Consider the following 25,382-nt stretch of genomic DNA (forward strand, 5'->3'; position numbering starts at 1 on the left):
TCCCAGCTACCACCCTGGATTCGCGAGATGAATCCCTCACGCGATTTGTGCAACAGAGCCCCTTGGTGATCATAGGTATCCAGGTTTCGGGAAATGGCCGTGATTTCGGCGATCTGACGTTTCGCGGCGGTGATCCCCTCGCGCGCGGCTTCGGCCAGCGCCCGGATCGCCTGCAACGCTTCAGCGCATGCCTCGACGCCGCTCTTCGGCAAGCTCCCCGCGGCAAGCAATTTCTCGAATCGCTGCATCTTTTCCAAGGCGAGATCGGCCTCGGACGCGGTCGCCTCGCCTGATCGAGAAGAAGTAATGCTTCAGTCATTTTTCACACCGGTTCCGGAAAGAAAACTCATGTCCATGGTTCGGCTCATGGTCTCGGCATAGGCGTCGTTCATGAGGCTGGAAAATTGCGATTCACCGATGCCGCCACCGAATTCCCCCTGCGATTCGCGCGGCCCGGCATATTTTAACATTTCGGAAAGAAATGCCTGTTCAAGACCATCCGAAAGTTCTCGCCTTGGGTTTTGGTTGGTCGGACTGCCGGCGGCGATTGAAGATACATTCATTTTTTCATCTCCTGTTCATGAAAACTTTCTCGATACCGGACTTTACGCTGCATGGGTAAATATTTGGTAATCCTGTTGTGGCATGGTCCGATCAGGTCGGGTGTGTGCAGGAAATGAGGAAACCGGATGGAAATCGCGTGCCAACAGACTGGCGGCCCTGCGGTCGGCTTGCCGACGGAAACGTACAAAGCGAACGGCCAGGGCGCCGGGGCGTTCGCTGAACTGGTCGATTTGCCTGCTGCCGAGGAGATTGCGCAGGGTGGAGAATTCGAATTGGCTTTGTCGGACCTGCTGGATGCCGATGCGCCAGAGCGGGACGCAGAGGTGGTGACGCCCGGTCCTCCAGCCGTAGCGATGGCCGAGACCCCTGCGCCTGAGGCGGAAAAGGAACTGGTTCTCGTTGAGGCCGATTTTCGTCTCCGCAGGGGCGAGACCAACCTGTCCGAGGCGGATTCCGGGGCGGATACGGGCAGACATCCGCATGATGCGGATCCTGCGCAGGGCCAGCCAGTGGACGAAATGTCCGAAACGGAGAGGCAGGCTTCGGCGAGGGACGACGCCGGGAAGGCGGGCGATCTTGAGGGCAGGGATCGGTTCGCGGCCGGCGAAACACCGCGCGGCCAGGAGCATGATGCAAAATCCAAGGTTCCGGTCCGGGACGTTGCTGATCAGGGTGCGATTGAGGAATCCGCGCTCGCCGTCCCAGTGTCGGATGATCAGGGTCGGCTTGCGGATGGCGCCGAAAGCCGCCTCGATCCCGGGCTGCCGGATCAGGGAACCGTCAGCGTGTCGCTGCTGAGCGGGCGGCCGCCGTCGGAACCGGCGCATGGTTTGCCGGACCGGCATGTCAGGACCGCGGTCGCCGATGCGCAAAATGTCCTGGGCCAGATTTCGGACAAGTTGGCCGAATGCCAGAAGGATGTTGTCGAGATCACGCTGTCGCCGGAGGAACTGGGCAAGGTTCGCCTGGTGATCGTGGCGGGGGAAAAGCCCTCGGTCGCGGTCCATGCAGAACGCTTGGAAACCTTCGAGCTGCTCAGGAGAAATGCCGATGCGCTGCAAAAGGAACTGCGCGAGGCTGGTCTGCCGGGCGCCGACCTCTCTTTCTCGGGCGGGGGCGAGCGGCGCGAGCGACAGGCAGTCACGATGGGCAGAGGCGCAAATCCGAGTTGCGTTGCCGACACGGCTTTTCTGGCGGCGGGCGCCGCACCCGCGGTCCGACCGGGCATGGCTCGGCAGATCGACATCAGAATCTAGGGATGATCATGACCAGCATAACCAATACGTCCGGCCTGGGGTATTCCTCCAGTCAACCGACGCTGCCTTCCGGTACGGCGCAGGCCGAGGCGGCAAGCCAGTTCGAGACCTTTCTCAAGATGCTGACCACCCAGATCAAGAACCAGGATCCGCTGAACCCGATGGAGGGGACGGAGTTTGCCGTGCAGCTCGCGACCTTCTCGGGGGTCGAGCAGCAGGTGCAGACCAACCTGCTGCTGAAGCAACTGCTGCAAGGCTCGGGCGGCGGCGAATTGGGCCGGCTTTCCGACTGGATCGGCCGGGAGGTGCGGACCAGCGCACCGGTCTGGTTCGACCGTTCGCCCCTGACCTTGCAGATCGACGGGGTGGCGAATGCCGAGGCCATGACGCTGGTCACCCTGGACGAGCAGGGCAACGAGATCCTGCGGGAAAGCATCGGCCTGGGATCGGGGGAAGTGGATTGGCAGGGCAAGCGGGCGAATGGCGAGCTGCTTCCGGCCGGGCTCTACAGCTTCCGCGTCGAGGCGACGAAAGACGGCGAGGTCCTGTCGACGCGGAATGTCGGGGCCTATACCCGGGTCACCGGGGTCGAGCTTGCGGCCGACGGCGCGCGCCTGGTGCTGCTCGGCGGCGGCGTGGCCACGGTGGAAGATATCAGCGCCTTGCGGGAATAGGATGCGGGCTGCGACGCCGCTGGAGGAGAGCCGGCCCGGTAGGAAGCTCATCGGCCCGATAAACCTGAGGTTGGCCAGGAATGAGGGCGAAGACCGGATTGACTGCGAGGCGCAGCGATGCGGTTCTGGCGGTTGGGTGTGAAATATTTACAAGATATCCGGATGGTTCGTCAATTTATTCACAAAAATATCCTTTTCAAAAAATGGTTTACTGAAAACTTGAAATCATATTAACATCCCGGCAATCGGGGCTCCGACGCCCGGTTGCGGCACTTTGAGGAGAGTGCGGGCGCCCGGAACCCACCGCATCGCGAGTAAAGGAGGCCCGCCATGTCTGTTGAAAATGTTGCGAAACACCCCATTCCCGCCGGTTTCGAGGATGCCCATCTGCAACCGGCCGATTATGCCCGCCTGTATGCCGAATCGATCTCGGATCCGGACGGGTTCTGGGGTCGGGAAGGCCGGCGCCTCGACTGGATTCACCCCTACAGCACGGTGAAGAATGCCGATTTCACCATGGGCAACGTGTCGATCAAGTGGTTCGAGGACGGGATCCTCAACGCCTCGGTCAACTGCATCGACCGGCACCTGGCCAAGCGCGCCGACCAGACCGCGATCATCTTCGAGCCGGACGACCCGAAAATGCCGGCGCGCCACATCACCTATGCCGAGCTTTCGGAAAAGGTGAACCGCATGGCCAATGTCCTGCTGAGCCAGGGCGTGATGCGCGGCGACCGGGTGGTGATCTATATGCCGATGATCCCCGAGGCGGCCTATGCCATGCTGGCCTGCGCCCGCATCGGCGCCATCCATTCCATCGTCTTCGCCGGCTTCTCGCCTGACGCGCTGGCGAACCGCATCAACGATTGCGGCGCCAAGCTGGTCGTCACCGCCGACACCGCACCGCGCGGCGGCCGGCGCACGGCGCTGAAATCGAATGCCGATGCGGCGCTGCTGCATTGCTCGGACCGGGTGCGCTGCCTGGTCGTCAAGCATACCGGCGACCAGACCACCTGGATCGACGGGCGCGACGTGGACGTGCTGGCCATGATGGAACAGGTCAGCCCGGAATGCCCGCCGCGTCCGATGAATGCCGAGGATCCGCTGTTCATCCTCTACACCTCGGGTTCGACCGGCAAGCCCAAGGGCGTGGTGCATTCCACTGGCGGCTACCTGCTTTTCGCGGCGATGACCCACGAATATGTCTTCGACTACAAGGAAGGCGACATCTTCTGGTGCACCGCCGACGTGGGTTGGGTCACCGGCCACAGCTATATCGTCTACGGCCCGCTGGCCAACGGCGCCACCACGCTGATGTTCGAGGGCGTGCCGACCTGGCCCGATGCCGGTCGTTTCTGGGCGGTGTGCGAGAAGCACAAGGTCAACCAGTTCTACACTGCGCCGACCGCGATCCGCGCGCTGATGGGACAGGGACCGGAATGGGTCGAGAAGCACGACCTGTCCAGCCTGCGGGTGCTGGGCACGGTGGGCGAGCCGATCAACCCCGAGGCCTGGATCTGGTATGACAAGCATGTCGGCAAGGGCCGCTGCCCGATCGTCGACACCTGGTGGCAGACCGAGACCGGCGGCCACATGATCACCTCGATCCCCGGCGCCATCGAGACCAAGCCGGGCTCGGCCACGCTGCCGTTCTTCGGCATCAAGCCGGCAGTGCTCGACGCCGCCTCGGGCGCGGTGCAGGAGGGGAACCCGGCCGAGGGCGTGCTGTGCATCGCCGACAGCTGGCCGGGGCAGATGCGCACCGTCTGGGGCGACCATCAGCGCTTCATGGAGACCTATTTCCAGCAATATCCCGGTTATTACTTCACCGGCGACGGCTGCCGCCGGGACGAGGACGGCTATTACTGGATCACCGGCCGGGTCGACGACGTGATCAACGTCTCGGGCCACCGCATGGGCACCGCCGAGGTCGAATCGGCCCTGGTCGCGCATGAGAAGGTCGCCGAGGCTGCGGTGGTCGGCTATCCGCACCCGCTGAAGGGGCAGGGCATCTATGCCTATGTCACGCTGATGAACGGCGTCGTGCCCAGCGACGAGCTGCGCGCCGACCTCGAGAAATGGGTGCGCACCGAGATCGGGCCCATCGCCAAGCCGGACCTGATCCAATGGGCGCCCGGCCTGCCCAAGACCCGCTCGGGCAAGATCATGCGCCGCATCCTGCGCAAGATCGCCGAGGACGATTTCGGCGCCCTGGGCGACATCTCGACGCTGGCCGATCCCGGCGTCGTGGATGAACTGATCGAAAACCGGATGAACCGGGCCTGACGATCACCGGTCGCCGCGGAGAAACCCATCCGCGGCACCACCCGGCCCCCGCGCGGGGACCGAAGCAAAGGGGAGACGCCGCGCCCGGACGATCATCGCCGGGCTCGGCGGAGGAAAGGCCGCCCACGGGGGCGGATACCGGCATCGGGGAAGGGCGCTGCCTTCCGCCCACTCTTTCGACCGCGCGTCGAAAGGGCCGTGTCCCTGCATGCCCAGCATCTGCCAGCCGAAGGTTGGCATAATGGGGAGGAACCATATGGCCTATAACCAGACGGATATCGCATCGGTGCGCTCTCGCCCGATGACGCGGGAGGAGAAGAAGGTGATCCTTGCCTCCTCCGCGGGCACCATCTTCGAATGGTATGACTTCTACCTTTACGGCTCGCTCGCGGCAATCATCGGGGCGCAGTTCTTTACCGCCTTTCCCGAGGCGACGCGCAACGTCTTCGCCCTGCTGGCCTTTGCGGCCGGTTTCATCGTACGTCCCTTCGGCGCGCTGGTCTTCGGCGCCATGGGCGACCTGATCGGGCGGAAATACACCTTCCTTGCCACGATCCTGATCATGGGCTGCTCGACCTTCCTGGTCGGCTTGCTGCCCAGCTACAACAGTTGGGGCGTCGCCGCGCCGATCATCCTGATCGCACTGCGCATGGCCCAGGGCCTGGCGCTGGGCGGCGAATATGGCGGCGCCGCCGTCTACGTGGCCGAGCACGCGCCCCAGGGGCAGCGCGGCTATTTCACCGCTTTCATCCAGACCACCGCCACGCTGGGCCTGCTGCTGTCGCTGATCGTGATCCTGCTGGTGCAGGGCTATGTCAACGGCAACTGGGAGCCGACGCCGGTTCTGGACGCCGCCGGCCAGGCGGTGCTGAACCCCGACGGCACGGCCAAGATGATCAAGGCCTTCGACCTCTGGGGCTGGCGGATTCCGTTCCTGGGCTCGATCTTCCTGCTGCTGGTCTCGCTCTATATCCGGCTGCAGATGAACGAGAGCCCGGCCTTCAAGAAGATGAAGGAAGAGGGCGCGCAGTCCAAGGCTCCGCTGCGCGAGGCCTTCGGCACCTGGAAGAACGGCAAGATCGCGCTGATCGCCCTGCTGGGCCTGACGGCGGGTCAAGCCGTGGTCTGGTATTCGGGCCAGTTCTACGCGCTGTTCTTCATCCAGAACGTCATCAAGGTCGACAGCTTCTCGTCCAACGTCTTCGTGGCCTGGTCGCTGATCCTGGGCACCGGCGGCTTCCTGTTCTTCGGCGCGCTGTCGGACAAGATCGGCCGCAAGCCGATCATCCTGGGCGGCTGTCTGCTGGCGGCGCTGACCTATTTCCCGGTGTTCCACGCGCTTACCAAGACCGCGAACCCGGCGCTTTATGCGGCGCAGCAGACGCCGGTGACGGTGACGGCGGATCTGGATACGTGCTCGTTCCAGTTCAACCCGACCGGCACCGCCAAGTTCACCTCGCCCTGCGACATCGCCAAGGCGATGCTGGCCAAGTCCTCGGTCAACTATGAGACCGTGGCGGCCGAGCCCGGCACCAATGCCGAGATCAAGATCGGCGACACGGTGATCGCCTCCTACGACGCTGCCGCCCTGTCCGGCGAGGAACTGGCCGCCACCAAGGCCGGCTTCGAGAAGTCGGTGAACGACGCCCTGAACGCGGCCGGCTATCCGCTGGTGGCCGAGAAGAACGACACCGTGGCCAAGGCGAATCACTTCCTTGACATCTTCACCCCGCAAAAGCTGATGATCGTGGTGATCCTGACCTATCTGATCCTGCTGGTGACGATGGTCTACGGTCCGATCGCGGCGATGCTGGTGGAACTGTTCCCGACCCGCATCCGCTATTCCGGCCTGTCGCTGCCCTATCATATCGGCAACGGCTGGTTCGGTGGCCTGCTGCCGGCGACCGCTTTCGCCATCTCGGCGCAATCGGGCAACATCTATGCCGGCCTGTGGTACGCCATCGCGGTGGCGGTGATGACGGTGGTGATCGGCGCGCTGTTCGTGCCGGGCGGCACCCACAAGAAAGACATCTTCGCCGATTGATCATCCGGCCCCGGGCGGCGCGATCCGCCCGGCCAAGCTGCGACAATGGTGGCCGCGTCCCTGCGACGCGGCCGCTCCATCCCCGGGGAGGTCAGACATGGCCAGGATCCTTGTGGTCGAGGATGAGGACAATATCGCCGTCGTGCTGGACTTCCTGCTGACGCGCGAGGGCCACAGCCATGACCGCATGGCGACGGGCACCGGTGCGGTGGCGCGCATCCGCGACATGCAGCCGGATCTGGTGCTGCTGGACGTGATGCTGCCCGATGTCTCGGGCTACCAGATCGTACAGGAGATCCGCGCCGATCCGGCACTGAAGGGTGTGCGCGTGCTGATGATGACCGCCCGCGGCTCGGTGGTCGAGCGGCGCAAGGGCCTGGCCATGGGCGCCGACGGGTTCATCGCCAAGCCCTTCGAACTGTCCGAACTGCGCGCGGAAATGGCCCGGTTGCTGGCGGCACCCTGCTGATCATCCAACCGGCCGCGACATTTTCGACCCGACGGCGCGCTGACGGTTGCCGCGGCCCGTTCGATCCCTATCGTCCTTGCCGCGGCACCCGGTGCGCCGATCCAGAAAAGGAAGCCCGCATGACCGACCAGTATCAGGCCCTGATGGACCGCTGCGCCGGTCTGCCGCCGCTGCGCACCGCCGTCGTCCATCCGGTGCAGCCGACCGTTTTCGAGGCGCTGACCGATGCGGTCCGCGCCGGGCTGATCGAGCCGGTGCTGATCGGCCCCGCGGCCCGCATCGCTGCCGCCCTGGCCGAGGCCGGCCAGCCCCCCGACGCCCATGAGATCGTCGATACCGAGCACAGCCACGCCGCGGCCGCCCGGGCTGCGCAGATGGCGGCAGCCGGGCAGGTCGGCGCGATCATGAAAGGCTCGTTGCATTCCGACGAGCTGATGGGCGCCGTGATCCACCCGCAATGCGGGCTGCGGACCGAGCGGCGGATCAGCCACGCCTTCCTGATGCTGACCGAGGATTATCCGCGCCCTTTCATCATCACCGACGCGGCGGTGAACATCGCGCCGGACCTGTCGATGAAGGCCGATATCGTGCAGAACGCCGTCGGGCTCTGGCGCGTGCTCTGGGGGCCCGCCCGGCCCAATGTCGCGATCCTGGCCGCGGTCGAGACGGTCAACCCCAAGATGCAGGCCACGCTGGATGCCGCCGCGCTTTGCAAGATGGCCGATCGCGGCCAGATCACCGATGCGGTGCTGGACGGGCCGTTGGCCTTCGACAATGCCATCAGCGCCGCGGCGGCGCGCGAAAAGGGCATCCTGTCCCCGGTCGCCGGTCAGGCGGACATCCTGCTGGTGCCGGACATCGAATCCGGCAACATCCTGGCCAAGCAGATGATCTTTCTGGGCGGCGCCGACGCGGCGGGGATCGTGCTCGGCGCGCGGGTGCCGGTCATCCTGACCAGCCGCGCCGATTCCGTGCGGGCGCGGCTGCTGTCCTGCGCGCTGGCGGTGCTGATGGCCGATGCCCGCGCCAGGGGGCTGGTGAAGTGATCCCGACGATCCTGACGCTGAATGCCGGGTCGTCCAGCCTCAAGTTCCGGGTCTTCGCCCATGATGGTCTTGCCCTGCTGGCGCGGGGCGCGGTCAGCCGCATCGGCGGCGAAGCCGAGTTGCGCGCCGCGCTGACGCACGGGCCCGAGACGCGGCTGGCCCTGCCGCGCGGCTCGGATCATGCCGCCGCACTGCAGGCGCTGCTGGATTTCGTCGACGCGCATGACGACGGCTGGCGGATGCGGGCGGTCGCGCATCGCATCGTGCATGGCGGGACGAAATACACCCGCTCGACGCTGATCACGCCGCAGGTGCTGCAGGATCTGCAGGCGCTGATCCCGCTGGCGCCGCTGCATCAGCCGCACAACCTGGCCGCCATTGCCGCCTCGCGCCGGCTGGTGGGCGCGGTGCCGGACGTGGCCTGTTTCGACACCGCCTTCCATACCGGGCGCGACCCGCTTTTCACGCATTTCGCCCTGCCGCCCAAATATTACGACAAAGGCCTCCGCCGCTACGGCTTTCACGGCCTGTCCTATCAATGGCTGGCGCATGTGCTGGCCAAGCAGCACCCGGCCCTGCATCAGGGCCGGGTGATCGCCGCGCATCTGGGCAATGGCGCCAGCCTGTGCGCGATGCGCGGGGGGCGCAGCGTCGATACCACCATGGGCATGACGGCGGTGGATGGGGTGCCGATGGGCACGCGCTCGGGCGCCGTCGATCCCGGTGCGATCCTGCTGATGCAGCGCAGCTTCGGCATGCGGGTCGAGGAGATCGAGGACCTGATCTACAACCGCTCGGGCTTGCTGGGCCTGTCGGGCAAGTCGAACGATGTCGCGGCGCTTTTGGCGGACGGGACGCCCGAGTCGCGTTTTGCCCTGGACTTCTTCGCGGTGAAATGCGCCCAGGCCGCCGCGGCGCTGGCGGTGTCGCTGGGCGGGATCGACGCCATGGTCTTTACCGGCGGCATCGGCGAGAACGCCGCGCCGGTACGCGAGGCGATCCTGCGCCGCATGGCCCCGCTCGGCCGGTTCGAGACGCTGGTGATCCCCGCCGACGAGGAGCGGATGATGGCCATGGAGGCCATCGCACTGAGCCAGGCGGCGGGCGGATGATCCCGACATCGCGCCCGGCGCTGGCCGGCACAAAGGTCGGCTCGGTATCGGCCGGATCGCGGATCTGGCAGGGCGATCGCCACGGCGCGACGTGATCGTAATGTGACCGTGTTCGGTGCCCGCCGCAAAGATCGGCTTCCGCAGGTTCTGCACCGCAAACGAACCGCCGGCGTTCAGCCGCGCCGTGGCCACCTCGGGCATGCGGGCCTTGGCATGGCAGGTCGTGCCGTTGCGGTCTGAAGGCGGGCGCGTCGGTCGGAACGGTCGCATTCTAGGTCATGCCGACACGCGTTGGGGGATCGGATCATGGCACCAGCACCGCCGCGCCGTCGAAACGGCCGGCCCGCAGGTCTGCCAGTGCCCGGTTGGCGTCGCGCAGCGGATAGGCGGTGGTTCGGGTTCGGATGCCGATGCGCGGCGCGAGGCCAAGGAAATCGAGCCCGTCCTGCCGCGTCAGGTTCGCCACCGAAACGAGCTGGCGCTCCTCCCACAGCAGCGCATAGGGGAATGCCGGAATGTCGCTCATGTGGATGCCGGCGCAGACCACGCGGCCGCCCTTGCGCACCGCCTGCAGCGCCGCCGGGACCAGATCGCCGACCGGGGCGAAGATGATCGCGGCGTCCAGCGGCTCGGGCGGGGCTTCGTCCGCGCCTCCGGCCCATTCCGCGCCGAGGCTCAGCGCGAATTCCTGCTAGGCCCGGTCGCCGGGTTTCGTGAAGGCCTGGACTTGACGGCCCTGCCATTTCGCCACCTGCGCGACGATATGTGCCGCGGCGCCGAAACCGTAAAGCCCAAGCCGCCGCGCCTCGCCTGCCATCATCAGCGAACGCCAGCCGATCAGCCCGGCGCAGAGCAGTGGCGCCAGGGCCACGTCCTCGCCCGCCTCGCCCAGCGGAAAGGCGAATCGTGCATCCGCGATGGCCGCGGTCGCATAGCCGCCGTCGCGGGTATGGCCGGTGAACTGCGGCGCATCGCAAAGGTTCTCTTGCCCGGCCCGGCAATAGGGGCAGGCGCCGCAGGTATGGCCAAGCCAGGGAATGCCCACGCGCTCGCCCAGTCGCAGCCCGGTCACGCCGGGGCCGAGCGCGTCGACGCGGCCGACGATCTCGTGGCCGGGGATGACCGGCAGGTGGCGGTCGCGCAGTTCGCCATCGACCACATGCAGATCGGTGCGGCAGACCCCGCAGGCCGAAACCCTGACGCGGATCTCGCCCGGCCCGGGCCGGCGGTCCGGCAATTCGGTCCAGACCAGCGGCGCGCCGATCTGTTCAAGGACCATCGCGTGCATCCCGACACCTCCGCCCGCGGCCGGCCCGACGCCGGTCAGGGGCAGTATGGCGATGGCGGCCCGTGCCTGTAAATCCCGGCGCGGCCTTGGGTCGCAGGCCCGCGCGCGCGGCATGGGGCAGCACCCGGATATCGCTTTCCAGAGCCGCGCCGAGCCGCCGCATATCAGCATGGGGTGCGAGGCAAAAACGCGGTCAGGTTCGGCCGTGCATCACCGCGATCCACCCTGCCGCCGGCGCGGAACTGCAAGCCGGTGGTCCCGCGCAGCGTCTGATCCGCTTGGCCAGCACGCGACGACCGCTCCGAGAAGCCGCGCGGCCGGCCTGCTCATCCCGCCAGTCGGGCATAGACGCCGCCCTGCGCGATCAGCCCGTCATGCGGCCCGACCTCGACGATGCGGCCGCCGGACATGACGACGATGCGGTCGGCATGGCGGATGGTGCCCAGCCGATGGGCGATCACCAGCGTCGTGCGCCCGACCGCCAGCGCGTCCAGTGCCGACTGGATCTCGCGCTCGGTCTGGCTGTCCAGCGCCGATGTCGCCTCGTCCAGGATCAGGATCGGCGGGTTCTTCAGGAAGGCGCGGGCGATGGCGACGCGCTGCTTCTGTCCGCCCGACAGCATCACCCCGCGTTCGCCGACGATGGTGTCGAGCCCGTCCGGCAGGCTCTCGACCAGCGGGCCGAGCTGCGCCTGCCGTGCCGCCTGCATGATCTCGGTCTCCGAGGCGCCCAGCCGGCCATAGGCGATGTTCTCGCGCAGCGTGCCGCCGAACAGGAACACGTCCTGGCTGACCAGCCCGATCTGCCGGCGCAGGCTGTGCAGCTGCATGCGGTCCAGCGCGATCCCGTCCACGGCGATGCGCCCGGCGGTCGGTTCGTAGAAGCGCGGCAGCAGCGCCAGCAGCGTGGTCTTGCCGGCGCCCGAAGGGCCGACGAAGGCCACCGTCTCGCCGGCGCGGATCTGCAGGTCGATGCCCTGCAGGATCGGGCGGCTTTCGTCATAGGCGAAGCTGACGCCCTGGAAGCGGATGTCGCCCCGCAGCGCCGGCGCGGGCAGGGCGTCCGGGGCGTCGCGGATCTCGGGCTCGGTCGCCAGCAGTTCCTGATAGCGGCGGAAGCCGGCGATGCCGCGCGGATAGGTCTCGATCACCGCGGCGATCTTTTCCAGCGGCCGGTAGAACACGCCGACCAGCAGCAGGAAGCCGACGAAGCCGCCGGTGGTCAGCTCGCCCGCCAGCACGAAGCCGGCGCCGGCGACCATGACCACGACCTGCACCAGCCGCAGCCCCATGTATTGCAGCGCCAGCGATCCGGCCATGATGCGATAGGCGTCGAGCTTGGCGGTGCGGTAACGCTGGTTGTCGGCGGCGAAAAGCCCGGTCTCATGCGCTTCGTTCCCGAAGGCCTGCACCACGCGGACGCCGCCGAGCGTCTCCTCCAGCCGGACGTTGAAATCGCCGACGCGGGCATAGATCGCCTGCCAGGTCCGGGTCATGCGGCCGCCATAGACGATGACCAGCGCCAGCATCGCCGGCACCACCAGCGCCACGATCAGCGCCAGCTGCGCGTTGATCGCGAACATCAGCGCGAAGGCGCCGAAGAAGGTCATGATGGCGATGAAGGCGTCCTCGGGGCCGTGATGGGCGACCTCGCCGATCTCCTCGAGGTCGCGGGTCACGCGGGCCACCAGCTTGCCGGTGCGGGCGCGGTCATACCAGCGCCAGGAAAGCCGGGTCAGATGGTCGAAGGCGCGGGCGCGCATCTCGGTTTCGATATTGATGCCCAGCTTGTGGCCCCAATAGGTGACGATCGCCATCAGCCCGGCGTTCAGCGCGTAAAGCCCCAGCAATCCTGCCGCCGCCAGCATGGTCAGCCCCCAGTCGCCCCGGGGCAGCAGGTGGTCGATGAAGGCGGTGACGGCCAGCGGAAAGGCCAGCTCCAGCAGGCCCGACAGCACCGCGCAGCCGAAATCCAGCCAGAAAAGCCCCATCCAGGGGCGGTAATAGGTGAAGAACGCGCGCAACAAGCCGACCCCCTCCAGACTTTCCACAGGCGGGGCTGGCGACCGGCCGCCACCCTCGCGCCGCAGCAGCCGCGCCTTGCCGCCCGAAATGATCGCCGACCCGGCCCGGGCAGGACGGTGGCGGTGCTGCGGTGCCGTCCGTGACACATTCCGCAACGAAGGGAAAGCATCTGGCCCCGAGGCGCCAGGCGCGGCCAAGGCTTCAGCCTTGCTCGGGGCCGGCGCCAGCCAGGATCTCGGCGCGATAGCGTCCGGGCGTCACGCCCATCGCCGCCTTGAAGGCGCGGGTCAGGTGGCTTTGGCTGTCGAAGCCGCAGGCCAGCGCCACCTGGGCCAGCGGCTGGCGGGCGGCGATCAGCCGCACCGCCAGCCGGATGCGCCGCGCCGTGATCCAGCGATGCGGCGAGACCCCGCAGCTGGCGCGGAAGCTGCGCTGGAAATGGAACTCGCTGAGCCCGGCCAGCGCGGCCAGCTCGCGCAGTTGGATCGGTTCGGCCAGATTGGCCTCGACATGATCCAGCACCAGCCGCAGCCGCCGTGGCGCCAGCCCGCCGGTCAGCACCCTGCGGTCGGGGGTGACGTAGCGACCGCCGGTGAAGATCCGGCCCAGCAACTCGTGCATCGCCGCCTCGGCCGCCAGCCGGTCGGCGCGGCGGGTGGCGCCATGCAGGGCCTGGAACGGCGCGGCCAGCTCGGGCGCCTCGACATAGGTCAGGTCGGCCAGCTGCATCAGCCGCGAATCGCGGTCGCAGATCTGCGCGAAACTGCGGCGCAGCTCGTCATCGGGCAGGTGCAGGTGGATGAACTCGAAACTTTCGGTGATCTCCCAGTTCGAGGCATGGCCATGCGGCATCAGACAGACCGCGCCGGGCCAGCCATGCGCCGCCTCGCCGCGCCGGTCCAGGCGTCGGGTGCCCTGGCCGCCGCGGGTGTAGAAGCTCAGCGTGTGGCCCTGCGGGTCGTCATAGCTGATGCGGGCGTCGCGATTGCGCCACAGCGTCGCCGAGCAGCCGAAGCCCAGCCCGACATGGCCCAGCATCTGTGCATGGGGCGAGCGGGCAAGATAGGTCGAGATGGGCAGGGCATGACCGGACATGGCCCGAGATTAGGCCAGCCGACGCGCGGCGGAAAGCCGGGACGCAGGGCCTCTGCCACCGATCCGCGTCGGATCGCAGCAAGATCGTGCAATCCGGCCGGTCGCGAACCGGCTAGGAACGAGGCCAGCCATTTCGGAGCCCGCGATGAACCTGCTGCTTTTCGTCCTGACCGTGCTGATCTGGGGCTCGACCTGGATCGCCATCGCCCTGCAGGTCGGGCCGGTGCCGGTGCTCGTCTCGGTCTTCTACCGCTTCGCCGCGGCGGCGGTGCTGTATCTGGCGCTGCTCGCGGTGCTGGGCCGGCTGCGCCTGCCCGCCGCCCGGGACCAGAGCTGGATCCTCGCCCAGGCGCTTTGCCTGTTCTGCCTGAACTTCCTGTGCTTCTACGCGGCGGCGGGCCATGTGCCGTCCGGGCTGCTGTCGGTGGTGTTCTCGCTGGCCTCGATCTTCAACGCCGTGAACGCGCGGGTCTTCTTCGGCGACCCGATCTCGGGGCGGACGGTGCTGGCGGCGCTGCTGGGTGCGGCGGGGGTGGCGCTGCTGTTCGGTCCCGACCTGGTCCAGGCCCAGGGCGCCGATACGCTGCGCGGCCTGGCGCTGGCGGCGCTGGGGACGATGTTCTTCTCGCTCGGCAATATGGTCTCGCGGCGCAACAGCGCGGCCGGCATCCCGCCCAGCACCGCCAGCGCCTGGGGCATGGGCTATGGCGCCCTGGTGCTGGCCGGGCTGATCGCGCTGACCGGCACCCCCATGGCGGCGCCGCCCGATGCCACCTATCTGGCGGCGCTGCTTTACCTGGCGGGGATCGGCACGGTGCTGGGCTTCACCACCTATCTGCTGATGGTGGCGCGGATCGGCTCGTCGCGCGCCGCCTATGCCACCGTGCTGTTCCCGGTGGTGGCGCTGACGATCTCGACGGTCTTCGAGGGCTATCGCTGGCACTGGACCGGCCTTCTGGGGCTGGGGCTGGCGCTGCTGGGCAATGCGGTCATGTTCGCGCCGCCGCTGCGGCTGCGTGCCGGCGGCCGGCCGGTCGGCCCCTGAGCCCCGGCAGGAAGGCGCGCGCCCGGTTTGCCGATGCTGCACTGCAATGGACCGCTGCTGACCGTTGCGTTATGCCCAGAACCTGATGTCTAACGATTTGCGGCGCAACGGCACCGGCGCCGCGGGTCTGGCTAGGGGTTCGGATGCAGCTCGACGACCTTTTGCGGCTTCTCGATGCGTTGCGGCTGCGCAAGGCACGGGCGCTGCTGTATTTCCTGCTGGCCGATCGCACCCCCGTCCATCGCACGGAAAAGGTCACCGACCTGTTCTGGCAGAACTCGGACGAGCACAAGGCCGCGGCCTCCTACCGGCAGGCGGTCAAGCATATCCGCCGCGCCATGGAGGGGTTTCCCGGCTTCGGGCTCGAGACCAATGCCGGCGAGGTCGCCTTGCGCCTGCCGCAGAGCTTCGCGCTGCAGGAGGAACTGGCCGCCCGCTTGGCCCGGCCGGACTGGGACCCCGAGCAGGCCGACCGCATCCGGCTGCTGGTGGACCAGACCGTGCAGCTCGAAGGGATCAGCGCCTCGTTCGACAGCTGGCTGGCGATCACCCGCGCCAATCTGCTGGCGGCGCTGCGCCAGGTGCTGGACCGCCGGCTGGCCGAGACCGCCGACAATCCGGGCGGCGGTCCGCGCGCGCTGGCCGAATTCGCCATCGCGCTGGAACCCTCGAACGAAAGCGCCACCCGGCTGCTGATGCGGCTGGACTGGCGGGCCGGGCATTCGACCCGTGCGATCGAACGCTATAATGCGCTTTACGCCCATCTGGACGAGGCCTTCGACCAGGAGCCCGAGGCCGAGACGGTGGAGCTGCTGGCCGCGATCAAGCTGGACCCGACCGGCGGCGGGCGGCAGCGGCCGCAGGGCGACCGGGCGCCGCAGGTCGGCCTGTCGGTGTCGCTGCTGCCGGCCGAGGGCGAGGGCGGGGCGCTGGAAAGCATGACCAACGTGCTGTTTGCCGACCTGCGCATGCGCATGGCCCGCTTCCGCGAATGGTCGATCACCGAGGAAAGCGCCGTGCCGGCCCAGGTGCGGGTCACGCTGCAGCCCTTTTACCTGATGGGGGCGCTGCGGTTCTTCGTCGAGGTCAAGCGCGGCGCCGGCGGGCAGCTGGTCTGGTCGGAATGGATCGAGCAGCCGCAGACCGATTGGGAATACAAGGTCCGCATCCTGCTCTCCAACATCGCCAATGCGTTGTCGGTGGTGGTCTCGGACCGCTCGCTGGCCGATTCCGGATCGGGCATCTATGACCGTTGGCTGAAGGCGCAGGCGCTGCTGGACCGCTGGTCGCCCGAGACCGAGGCCGAAGCGCTGGCCATCCTGCGCGAGATCACCGAGGAATCACCGCGTTTCGGCGCCGCCCATGCCGAGCTGGCGGGGGCGCTGAACGTGCGCCATGTGCTGCTGCCCGGCACCTATCAGACCGAGGATCTGAAACGCGACGCCATGCACCATGCCATCGTCGCGGTTTCGGCCGACCCGCTGGACACGCGGGCGCATCGGGTGCTGGCCTGGTGCTTCTGCCACCTGGGCTATTTCGACCTGGCCGAGTTCCATTTCGACCAGGCGCTGACGCTCAACCGCAACAACCCGCTGACGCTGGCCTCCTGCGCGCTGGGTTTCGCCTTCGCCGGCGATCTGGGCAAGGCCGCGGACCTCGCCGCCGAGACCCGGCGCCATGCCGAGGTCATGGAGCCCTTCCACCAGATCTATCTGGCGGCGGTGGATTATCTTTGCGGCGATTACGCGGCCACCGCCCGGCAATGCGAGAACCGCGGCGGCCTGATGCCGACGGTGGGCGGCTGGCACAGCGCCGCGCTGTGGCGGCTGGGCGAGACCGAGGCGGCGGCGCGGCGCTTCGACGCCTATCTGGCCGACCTGCGCGGGCAGTGGCACGGTCAGGCCGAGGCCACGGACGCGCAACGGCTTGACTGGTTCCTGTCGGTGTTTCCGCTGCGGCGCGAGGAATGGCGGCAGGAACTGCGCGAGACGCTGGAGCAGGCCTCGGCCGCGCGGCTGCGCTTCCTGGTCTAGCGGCACATGTTGGTGGCGTAGATCCCGACCGAGCGGTGGAAGGCGCGCAGCGGGCTGTTCATGATCTCGTTCTTCACGTCCTCGGCTGGCTGGCCGGCCGGATCCTTGAACTGGCTGCGGTCGCGGATCGCCTCCTCGATGTGGCTCTCCAGCGCCGCCTGCAGGTCCGAGGTCCAGTCGGGATGCGCCCGGGCGGCGAATTCGCGCACCATCTCGAGGATCTCGGTCTTCATGCTGGCCAGCATCAGCGCCCGGTCCAGCTCGTAGGACAGCGGCGGGCGGAAGCCCTCGGCCGCGCCCTGGGCGCGCAGCATGGCATCGGCGATGCCCAGGGTCTGGTCCGAGGGCACGACCAGGATGCGGGTGTTGCGGTCCGGCTTCCTGCGGCCGCGGCGGCGGCTCTCGAACTCGATGCGGACCGTGGTGCTTTTCAGGATCTCCTCGCGCTCGGCATCGCTTAGCGCCGCCTCGCCGCTTTGCGTCGAGAAATCCTGCACGATCAAAGCATTCTTCACCCGTTCCTCGAGCGCGTCGAGCTCGGCCTTGGGCACGGCGGCCTTGCCGCGCTGGGACAGCTCGACCATCAGCCGGCCGATGAACTCGACATTCAGCGGCTCGCCGTCGCGGCCCTTTCGGGCGGTGATGGTGCCGTCCTTGTGCAGGAACGCCTCGGCCTGGTCGACCTCGGCGCCGATGATGATGTATTTGCGGTTCCCTGTCATGGCTCTTGCTCCCTTCATTCTCTCACGAGGGTAATCAGCTCCAGCATGGTCGCGGGCCGGGGCAGCCCGGCGGTCGCGGCGTCTTCGGGCGCCAGCACGACGCGGCGGATCGAGCCCTCGACCGAGCCGCGCAGCAGCGCGCTGCCCAGCGGGCCGAAGCCGCCGCTCTGGCCGTGAAGCTGCGCCTCGACCATCAGGAACTGGTAGAGCGGACCCCATTCCAGCATCTGGTGGTCGAGGCGGATCGGCGCCTCGGGATGGGCGGCGGCGAAATCGCTCGCCAGCCGCACGGGGGCAAGGCGGGCGGGCCAGTCGCCGGGCAGGGCGGCGATGGCCTTGACGATGTCGTCATTGCCGGGCCGCAGCGGCCGCGCTTCGGCGGCCGAGCGGTTGTCCAGCGCGATCACCGCCGCCGCCGTCACCGGCGCGCGCAGCTCGGGCGCCACGCTGGCGGAAATGCCGCTGAGCGGGCCGCCGCGCTCGGCGCCGAAGAACAGCGGCCAGTCGATGCGCCAGTCGGTCTCGGCCTCGCTGACGGCGTAGCCGCGCTTAAGCAGCGTGCCCAGGTTGTGCATCCCCGACCGGCCCAGATGATAGGCCGCCAGCGGCAGCGCATGGAAGGCGCGACAGAGCCCGTGCAGCAGCGTCGTCTCGTCCAGCGCCCAGGCCCGCGCCATCCACTCCTTCTGCAGCCCGGCGATGACGGGATGCAGGAAATGCGGCAGCAGATCGCCCAGCAGGATCGCATGCCAGCAGCGCACGACATGGGCGCGGGCCAGCACATAGGCGCGATAGGGGGCATGGCCGCGCTGCATCAGGGCGCGGGCATTGCGGTTGTGGAACTGCATCCAGGCCACGCAAAGCTCATGCAGCATCAGTGAATCGCGGTTGCGCTCGTCATAAAGCGCGCGGATCGGCTGCGGATCCGTGTCCGAGACCGCGGTCAGGCCCCGCGCATAGATCCGTGCCAGCCGGGCGCCGGGGGTCAGCCGGAACAGCCAGGTCTCGGGGTCGTAGACATGCGCCAGCATCGACGGGCCGGGCCCATAGACGGTTTCCAGCGTCAGCGGATTGTCGATCAGGTTGTAGCGCCGCACCGGCGTCCCGACGAGATCGTCGTCGCTGCGGGACCAGGGCACGCTTTCGGCCTGGACGCTGCTGCCCATGTCATGACCCATGAGCTGCGCCAGATAGGTATAGCCGGCGGGAATTTGGCCGACCTGGCGCAGGCAGGCGCCGCGCCATTCCAGGCTGGTGCGCATCAGGATCTCGGGGATGCGCTGGCCGATATCGGCGCGGTCGTCCTGACCGGGCAGCGGCGAGGCCTCTGCCGCCATGCCAAGCACCATCTCGCGGCTGCGCGTGGCGCGCAGCCCGGCCCGGACCGGCGCGCATCCGAACGGACAGCCGGCCTGGCTTGCTGTGGGTTCCTGGGCCGTCATGGCCGTCCCATCCTCATGCATTGGAATCACTACAAATATGGCAGGCCAGTCTGCGTCGTGAAAAGGGGGGATGGCGTGCCGGGCTGACAAATCCAGACGCTGACCGGTGCATGGGGGGGCGAGATCTCGCGGCATTCGGGCTGGGGCCGGAATTCCGGCACCAGGGCGCAGGGCGCGGCGGGCAACACCTCGGCCGCATCGGGAAACAGTCGCGGCGCGTGCAGCGCATAGCCGCGGATGCGCGCGCGCACCGACTCCAGCGCCGCCTCGTCGCCGGTCGAGCGCGCGGCCAGCAGCTCCATCAGGGTCAGCTCCATCAGCAGCAGCTCGCGCAGCGCCTTGTCCGCCGCCGCCACGGGGTCGTCATGGCAGCCGAAGCCCAGCACCGGGTCCTGTCCCTCCAGGCTCATGCTGCGGCAGACCATGACGCAGGGCTCGCAGCTGCTGCGGATCTGCCACCAGTCGGTGCGCCGGCGCAGCGCCGCGCCCCGGCGCATGTCCTCCAGGCGCGCGGCCAGGCCGGCCTGCGCGATCCATGCGTCCGAGACCGGCGCGGCCGGCTGGCGCCCCAGCCACCAGTCGGCGACCGCCTCGCGCTCGCAGGTCTCGTTGCGGGCGGTCTCGCAGGCAAGGGCGGGGTCGGGATGCGCCGCCACCCCGTCGCGCCACGGCTCGAACTCGCCGCCCCGTCGTCGCCATTCGGCAAGGGCGTGGATCTCGGCGGTTTCGCCAAGGCAGCGGTCGAAGGCCTCGTCCCTGGTCGATCCGGCGCCGCTGGCGGTGCGGCCGTCGCGGGTCAGGGCCTGCAGGATGACGAGGCCCGGGGCGAAGAAGCTTTCGCGCCAATCGTGGCGCTGCCAGCTGTCGGTCAGATCCTCGGTGCGGCGGCAAAGCTGTTCCATCGGATTGCAGATGTCCTTTCAAGTCCCGGCTTCCTCCGACCTAGCGACTGGCTGTGATCCCGGCGTGAATTTTGGCCGGCGGGCGGCGCCGGGCGCTTCACCTTCCGCAACGGCTTGCCGCAAGGGGCCGTGATCGCTACGACGGCCTTGAAACAGTGGCAGGAGGGCCGGGTCATGGCCGACGAGGATTATGTCTATGACGAGGCGAGCGGAGAGTGGCGCCCGGCCTCGGAAATGGCCGTGGCGGCCGAGGCGGCCTTGCCCGTCGCCCGCGATGCGGCCGGCAATGTCCTGGCCGACGGCGATTCGGTGACGCTGATCAAGGATCTGAAGGTCAAGGGCACCAGCCAGGTGCTGAAGCAAGGGACGGTCATCCGTTCGATCCGGCTGACCGGCAACCCCGAGGAGATCGATTGCCGCCACGAGTCGATCAAGGGACTGGTGCTACGCACCGAATTCGTCCGCAAGCGCTGAGCCGCCGGGCAGGGGCGGGCACCGCCGCCGCCGGGCATTGCAATCCTGACGTATTTCCATCACGCTTCCCGTCAATGGGATGAGGGAAGCATGGCGGGACGTTCGACCATCGAGGATGTGGCCCGCGCCGCCGGCGTCAGCGTGGCGACGGTGGACCGGGTGCTGAACGGCCGCGCCCGGGTGCGCGAGGAGACCGCGCGCAAGGTCTCGGAAGCCGCCGAGGCGGTGGGTTATCATGCCGCCCCGGCCATCCGGGCCCGGGCGCTGGCGCATGTGCCCGAGCTGCATCTGGGCATCGTCCTGCAAAAGGAACGCCATGCCTTCTACCAGGACTTCGCCGGCCGGCTGGAGGCGGCGGCCCGCCTGGACCCGCTGCGGCGCTGGCGGCTGACGGTCCGCTTCTCGCCCGGCCAGTCGCCGGCCGATTTCGCCGAGACCATGGCCGGCATGGCCGGCAAGGTGCAGGCCGTCGCCGCGACCGGGATTGACCATCATGACGTGACCTCGGCGGTGGCGATGCTGCGCGGCCGCGGCATCCCGGTCTTCTCGATGCTGTCCGATTTCGCCGCCGGCGTGCGCGAGGCCTATCTGGGCACCAACAACCTGAAAACCGGCCGGACCGCCGCCTGGCTCATGCACCGGATCATGCAGCAATCCGGCAAGATCGCGCTGTTCATCGGCGGGCACCGCTTTCACGGCCATGACCTGCGCGAGGCCGGCTTTCGCAGCTATTTCCGCGAATGCGCGCCCGAGATCCCGTTTCTCGACACGATGATCAATCTCGAGACCCGGCAACTGACCTATGAAACGACGCTGGAGATCGCGGCCCGCCATCCCGACCTGACCGGCATCTATTGCGCCGGCGGCGGCATGGAGGGCGCCATCGCCGCCATTCAGGAGCTGGGGCTGGGCGGCAAGGTGGCGCTGATCGTGCACGAGCTGACGCCGGAATCGCGGCAGGGGCTGATGCAGGGCGTGGTCTCGGTGGTGCTGGCGACGCCGTTGCAGCCGCTTTCCGCCGATGTGCTCAGCGCGGTCGGGCATGTGCTGGAACACGGCATGGCCGAGAACCCCGGCCAGCGCTTCGTGAACGCGCTGGTGGTAACGCCGGAAAGCCTGTGATCGGGAATGATGGAAAACCATCATTTTCGGCTCTCTTTCTATCATTCATGATGGGAACTCCCTCCCAAAGCATTTGACGTGAATCGTGTTCTGCCCGAATGCTTCTGCACGGTCCCGGGGAGGAGGAGCCCCGGACCGGCAGCAAGACAGGGACGCGGCGCCCGTGCATGCCTTGTGGCAGGCCCGGCAGCCGATGCCCCGGCTGAAGCGGGTCGCGCCCGCATGAACCGGAAATGGGGAGGATAGTGATGAAGAGATTTCTGCTGGCGACGGCCTGCGCCGCGTCGCTTTCGGGGGCGGCTGCGGCCGAGACCATCGGCGTTTCCATGGCGTTGTTCGACGACAACTTCCTGACCGTGCTGCGCAACGGCATGCAGGAGCACGCCGCGACGCTGGACGGGGTGACGCTTCAGGTCGAGGATGCGCAGAACGATGTCGGCAAGCAGCTGAACCAGATCGAGAATTTCGTGGCCTCGGGCGTCGATGCGATCATCGTGAACCCGGTCGACACCGATGCCACCATCGCCATGAGCGCCGCGGCCCAGAATGCCGGCATCCCGCTGGTCTTCGTCAACCGCCAGCCGGTGAACCTGGACAGCCTGCCCGAGAAGCAGGCCTTCGTCGCCTCGGACGAAAAGGAATCCGGCACGCTGGAAACGCAGGAGATCTGCCGGCTCTTGAAAGAGCAGGGCAAGACCGAGGCCAAGGCCGTGGTGCTGATGGGCGAGCTGTCGAACCAGGCGGCCCGGATGCGGACCCAGGACATCAAGGACGTGCTGGCGACGCCGGAATGCGGCTTCATCACCATCGTGCAGGAGCAGACGGCGAACTGGTCACGCACCCAGGGCGCCGATCTGGTCAGCAACTGGCTGTCCGCCGGGACCGAGTTCGACGCGGTGATCTCGAACAATGACGAAATGGCCATCGGCGCCATCCAGGCGCTGAAATCGGCCGGTCGCGACATGGATTCGGTGGTGATCGGCGGCGTCGACGCGACGCAGGACGCGCTGGCGGCGATGACGGCCGGCGACCTGGACGTGACGGTGTTCCAGGACGCCGCCGGGCAGGGGCATGGCGCCGTCGATACGGCGCTGAAACTCGCCCGCGGCGAGGCGGTCGAGCAAAAGGTCTACGTGCCCTTCCAGCTCGTCACGCCCCAGAACCTGGACCAGTTCCTGTCCAGGAACTGAGCCTTGCGGCGGGGCCGCGCCGGCCCCGCCGGATCAAGACAGGGGGGAAGCCGATGCTTGACCGCACCAACGCCTGGCAGGGCGAGTTCATTCTGGAAGTCGACAATATCACCAAGGAATTCCCGGGCGTGAAGGCGCTGGACGGGGTGCAGCTGAAGATCCGCCCCGGCACCGTCCACGCGCTGATGGGCGAGAACGGCGCCGGCAAATCGACGCTGATGAAGATCATCGCCGGGGTCTATACGCCCGACAGCGGCGAGGTGCGCTTTGCCGGCCAGCCGCTGAGCGTGAAGACCCCGCTCGACGCGCTGAACTCGGGCATCGCCATGATCCATCAGGAGCTGAACCTGATGAACTGGATGACGGTGGCCGAGAACATCTGGATCCGGCGCGAGCCGCTGAACCGCCTTGGCCTGGTCGATCACGGCCGGATGCGGCGGATGACCGCCGACCTGCTGGGCAGGCTGAACATCCGGCTGGACCCCGACCAGCAGGTCAGCGAGCTGACCGTGGCGCAGAAGCAGATGGTCGAGATCGCCAGGGCGGTCAGCTATGATTCCGACGTGCTGATCATGGACGAGCCGACCAGCGCCATCACCGAGACCGAGGTCGCGCATCTTTTCGCCATCATCCGCGACCTGAAATCGCGCGGCATCGGCATCGTCTACATCACCCACAAGATGAACGAGCTGTTCGAGATCGCCGACGAGTTCACCGTGTTCCGCGACGGCAAATATGTCGGGACGCATCCCTCCAGCGGCGTGACCCGCGACGACATCATCCGCATGATGGTCGGCCGCGAGATCACCGAGATGTTCCCCAAGATCGACTGCGAGATCGGCGAGACCGTGCTCGAGGTCCGCAACCTGACCCTGCCGGGCGTGTTCCACGACGTCAGCTTCAGCGTTCGCAAGGGCGAGATCCTGGGCATCGCCGGGCTGGTCGGCTCGAAACGCTCGGACGTGGCCGAGGCGATCTTCGGCGTGCATCCCGCGCCCATCGGCGACATCCTGATCGACGGCCGGCACGCGCGCATCGCCTGTCCCTCGGACGCGATGGCGCATGGCATGGCCTTCCTGACCGAGGACAGGAAGGAGACCGGCTGCTTCCTGATCCTCGACTGCCTGGAAAACATCCAGTCGGCGCTGATCACCCGCGGCCATGTGAAGAACGGCTTCATCGACCAGAAGGCCATCACCGCCAAGGCCGAGGCGATGGCCGCGACGCTGCGGGTCAAGACCCCGAGCCTGCACGAGACGGTCGAGAACCTGTCGGGCGGCAACCAGCAGAAGCTGCTGATCGCGCGCTGGCTCCTGACCGAGCCGCGCATCCTGATCCTGGACGAACCCACGCGCGGCATCGACGTCGGCGCCAAGTCCGAGATCCACCGCCTGATCACCAAGCTGGCCGCGCAAGGCGTGGCCGTCATCATGATTTCCTCGGAAATGCCCGAGGTCCTGGGCATGAGCGACCGCATCATGGTCATGCACGAAGGCCATGTGTCGGGCTTCCTCGACCGGGCCGAGGCCGATCAGGTCAAGATCATGTCGCTGGCCGCGAAGTAACGGGAAGGAAGGCCTCATGTCAGACGCAAGCATGGCCGCGCCGCAGCGCCGCCACCGCCCGATGATGGCGGAACTCAACATCCTGCTGGTGCTGGTCGGCATCAGCCTGACCTTCGAGATCCTGGGCTGGATCACCCAGGGGCAAAGTTTCCTGGGCAACTGGCAGCGGCTGTCGATCATGATCCTGCAGGTCTCGGTGGTGGGCATCATCGCCATCGGGGTGACGCAGGTGATCATCTCGGGCGGCATCGACCTGTCGTCGGGCTCGATCGTCGGCGCCACGGCCATGGTCTCGATGAGCCTGGCGCAGGCGGCGGGATACGAACGCGCGGTCTATCCGGCGCTGACCGGCCTGCCGGTGCTGGTGCCGCTGGCCGTCGGGCTGCTGTTCGGGCTGATCTGCGGCATCATCAACGGCGCGTTGATCGCCTATACGAAAATTCCGCCCTTCATCGCCACGCTGGGCATGATGGTGACGGCGCGCGGCTTTGCCAAATGGTATACCAAAGGCCAGCCGATCAGCTTCCCCTCGGACAGCTTCGCCGCCATCGGCAAGGGCATGACGCCGGTTTTCATCTTCCTGGTGGTGGCGCTGATCTTCCACGTCGCGCTGAAATACACCCGCTATGGCAAGTTCACCTATGCCATCGGCGCCAACCCGCAGGCGGCGCGCGTCTCGGGCATCAATGTCGAAAGGCAGCTGGTCAAGATCTATGCCATCGCCGGGCTTCTGTCGGCGCTGGCCGGGATCGTGGTGGCGGCGCGCGGCCTGACGGCGCAGGCCGGCATGGGCACCATGTACGAACTCGACGCCATCGCCATGGCGGTGATCGGCGGCGTGTCGCTGACCGGGGGCAGGGGCTCGATCCTGGGGACGATGATCGGCATGGTGATCTTCGGCGTCATCATCTCGGGCTTCACCTTCCTGCGGCTCGACGCCTATTACCAGGAAATGATCAAGGGCGTGATCATCGTCGCCGCCGTGGTGGCCGATGTCTATCGCCAGAAGAAGCGCAAGAAGGTCTGAG

General features: G+C 67.5%; 22 protein-coding genes and 1 pseudogene. 14 read left to right on the top strand and 9 right to left on the bottom strand.

The window, feature by feature from the left end; translation table 11 throughout:
* Positions 1-248 (bottom strand): annotated as a pseudogene (locus ACFOMP_RS09800) (hypothetical protein); the annotation flags it as partial.
* Between the two features lie 63 nt (positions 249-311).
* Positions 312-563, bottom strand: a complete 252-nt coding sequence (locus ACFOMP_RS09805; protein ID WP_379029926.1) for a hypothetical protein — start codon at positions 561-563, stop codon at positions 312-314.
* Between the two features lie 126 nt (positions 564-689).
* Between ACFOMP_RS09805 and fliK the strand changes: the two genes are divergently transcribed.
* The 7 genes from fliK to ACFOMP_RS09840 all read left to right on the top strand — a co-directional run bounded on the left by fliK (position 690) and on the right by ACFOMP_RS09840 (position 9,451).
* On the top strand, positions 690-1,820 hold the full coding sequence (gene fliK / locus ACFOMP_RS09810) for a flagellar hook-length control protein FliK (RefSeq protein WP_379029929.1): 1,131 nt from the start codon (positions 690-692) through the stop codon (positions 1,818-1,820).
* A gap of 8 nt (positions 1,821-1,828) precedes the next feature.
* Positions 1,829-2,494, top strand: coding sequence for a flagellar hook capping FlgD N-terminal domain-containing protein (locus ACFOMP_RS09815; RefSeq protein ID WP_289893514.1), 666 nt, complete (start codon positions 1,829-1,831; stop codon positions 2,492-2,494).
* Between the two features lie 330 nt (positions 2,495-2,824).
* Complete coding sequence (gene acs, locus ACFOMP_RS09820; protein ID WP_379029932.1) at positions 2,825-4,780, top strand: acetate--CoA ligase; 1,956 nt, start codon at positions 2,825-2,827, stop codon at positions 4,778-4,780.
* A gap of 241 nt (positions 4,781-5,021) precedes the next feature.
* Positions 5,022-6,824, top strand: a complete 1,803-nt coding sequence (locus ACFOMP_RS09825; RefSeq protein ID WP_379029935.1) for an MFS transporter — start codon at positions 5,022-5,024, stop codon at positions 6,822-6,824.
* Positions 6,825-6,921: 97 nt separating this feature from the next.
* Positions 6,922-7,293 carry a response regulator transcription factor gene (locus tag ACFOMP_RS09830; RefSeq protein WP_289893518.1) on the top strand — a complete coding sequence of 124 codons (372 nt, stop codon included), beginning with the start codon at positions 6,922-6,924 and terminating at the stop codon, positions 7,291-7,293.
* 2 nt (positions 7,294-7,295) lie between these two features.
* Complete coding sequence (locus tag ACFOMP_RS09835; RefSeq protein ID WP_379030015.1) at positions 7,296-8,339, top strand: bifunctional enoyl-CoA hydratase/phosphate acetyltransferase; 1,044 nt, start codon at positions 7,296-7,298, stop codon at positions 8,337-8,339.
* A complete protein-coding gene (locus ACFOMP_RS09840; protein WP_379029938.1) occupies positions 8,336-9,451 on the top strand; it encodes an acetate/propionate family kinase in 1,116 nt (371 codons plus the stop codon). Before ACFOMP_RS09835 ends, ACFOMP_RS09840 begins: the two co-directional genes overlap by 4 nt.
* 304 nt (positions 9,452-9,755) lie before the next feature.
* On the opposite strand, the gene ACFOMP_RS09845 is transcribed toward ACFOMP_RS09840, so the two are convergent.
* The 4 genes from ACFOMP_RS09845 to ACFOMP_RS09860 form a co-directional block, all read right to left on the bottom strand.
* Complete coding sequence (locus tag ACFOMP_RS09845) at positions 9,756-9,977, bottom strand: hypothetical protein (RefSeq protein ID WP_379029941.1); 222 nt, start codon at positions 9,975-9,977, stop codon at positions 9,756-9,758.
* 165 nt (positions 9,978-10,142) lie between these two features.
* Positions 10,143-10,730, bottom strand: a complete 588-nt coding sequence (locus ACFOMP_RS09850; RefSeq protein WP_379029944.1) for an alcohol dehydrogenase catalytic domain-containing protein — start codon at positions 10,728-10,730, stop codon at positions 10,143-10,145.
* Between the two features lie 335 nt (positions 10,731-11,065).
* A complete protein-coding gene (locus tag ACFOMP_RS09855; RefSeq protein ID WP_289893522.1) occupies positions 11,066-12,766 on the bottom strand; it encodes an ABC transporter ATP-binding protein in 1,701 nt (566 codons plus the stop codon).
* Between the two features lie 199 nt (positions 12,767-12,965).
* Positions 12,966-13,859, bottom strand: coding sequence for an AraC family transcriptional regulator (locus ACFOMP_RS09860; RefSeq protein ID WP_379029948.1), 894 nt, complete (start codon positions 13,857-13,859; stop codon positions 12,966-12,968).
* Positions 13,860-14,004: 145 nt separating this feature from the next.
* Here ACFOMP_RS09860 and ACFOMP_RS09865 point away from each other — a divergent pair, with 145 nt between their 5' ends.
* Together ACFOMP_RS09865 and ACFOMP_RS09870 are read left to right on the top strand one after the other, a co-directional pair.
* Positions 14,005-14,904, top strand: coding sequence for a DMT family transporter (locus ACFOMP_RS09865; RefSeq protein ID WP_379029951.1), 900 nt, complete (start codon positions 14,005-14,007; stop codon positions 14,902-14,904).
* 143 nt (positions 14,905-15,047) lie between these two features.
* The gene (locus tag ACFOMP_RS09870; RefSeq protein ID WP_379029954.1) at positions 15,048-16,937 is read left to right on the top strand and encodes a BTAD domain-containing putative transcriptional regulator; all 1,890 of its coding nucleotides are present in this window, start codon (positions 15,048-15,050) and stop codon (positions 16,935-16,937) included.
* Here ACFOMP_RS09870 and ACFOMP_RS09875 read toward each other — a convergent pair.
* From ACFOMP_RS09875 to ACFOMP_RS09885, 3 genes are read right to left on the bottom strand one after another with little or no spacing between them, the layout of a single operon-like run.
* Complete coding sequence (locus tag ACFOMP_RS09875; RefSeq protein ID WP_379029957.1) at positions 16,934-17,659, bottom strand: hypothetical protein; 726 nt, start codon at positions 17,657-17,659, stop codon at positions 16,934-16,936. The genes ACFOMP_RS09870 and ACFOMP_RS09875 overlap by 4 nt on opposite strands.
* 14 nt (positions 17,660-17,673) lie before the next feature.
* The gene (locus tag ACFOMP_RS09880) at positions 17,674-19,101 is read right to left on the bottom strand and encodes a hypothetical protein (RefSeq protein ID WP_379029960.1); all 1,428 of its coding nucleotides are present in this window, start codon (positions 19,099-19,101) and stop codon (positions 17,674-17,676) included.
* A 29-nt stretch (positions 19,102-19,130) separates the two neighbouring features.
* Positions 19,131-20,003: a YcaO-like family protein gene (locus ACFOMP_RS09885; RefSeq protein ID WP_289893528.1), complete on the bottom strand. Its 873-nt coding sequence runs from the start codon at positions 20,001-20,003 to the stop codon at positions 19,131-19,133.
* Positions 20,004-20,177: 174 nt separating this feature from the next.
* Here ACFOMP_RS09885 and ACFOMP_RS09890 point away from each other — a divergent pair, with 174 nt between their 5' ends.
* From ACFOMP_RS09890 to ACFOMP_RS09910, 5 genes are all read left to right on the top strand, one after another.
* A complete protein-coding gene (locus ACFOMP_RS09890; RefSeq protein WP_379030018.1) occupies positions 20,178-20,477 on the top strand; it encodes an alkylphosphonate utilization protein in 300 nt (99 codons plus the stop codon).
* 90 nt (positions 20,478-20,567) lie between these two features.
* Entirely contained in the window at positions 20,568-21,599 is a 1,032-nt protein-coding gene (locus tag ACFOMP_RS09895; RefSeq protein WP_379029963.1) for a LacI family DNA-binding transcriptional regulator, read from the top strand.
* Between the two features lie 248 nt (positions 21,600-21,847).
* Positions 21,848-22,789 carry a sugar ABC transporter substrate-binding protein gene (locus ACFOMP_RS09900; protein ID WP_379029966.1) on the top strand — a complete coding sequence of 314 codons (942 nt, stop codon included), beginning with the start codon at positions 21,848-21,850 and terminating at the stop codon, positions 22,787-22,789.
* A 53-nt stretch (positions 22,790-22,842) separates the two neighbouring features.
* Positions 22,843-24,354, top strand: a complete 1,512-nt coding sequence (locus ACFOMP_RS09905) for a sugar ABC transporter ATP-binding protein (protein WP_379029968.1) — start codon at positions 22,843-22,845, stop codon at positions 24,352-24,354.
* A gap of 16 nt (positions 24,355-24,370) precedes the next feature.
* Complete coding sequence (locus ACFOMP_RS09910) at positions 24,371-25,381, top strand: ABC transporter permease (protein WP_289893533.1); 1,011 nt, start codon at positions 24,371-24,373, stop codon at positions 25,379-25,381.
* Position 25,382 lies beyond the last annotated feature (1 nt).

This window comes from Paracoccus simplex, from assembly GCF_042648325.1.
GTDB classification, from domain to species: domain Bacteria; phylum Pseudomonadota; class Alphaproteobacteria; order Rhodobacterales; family Rhodobacteraceae; genus Paracoccus; species Paracoccus simplex.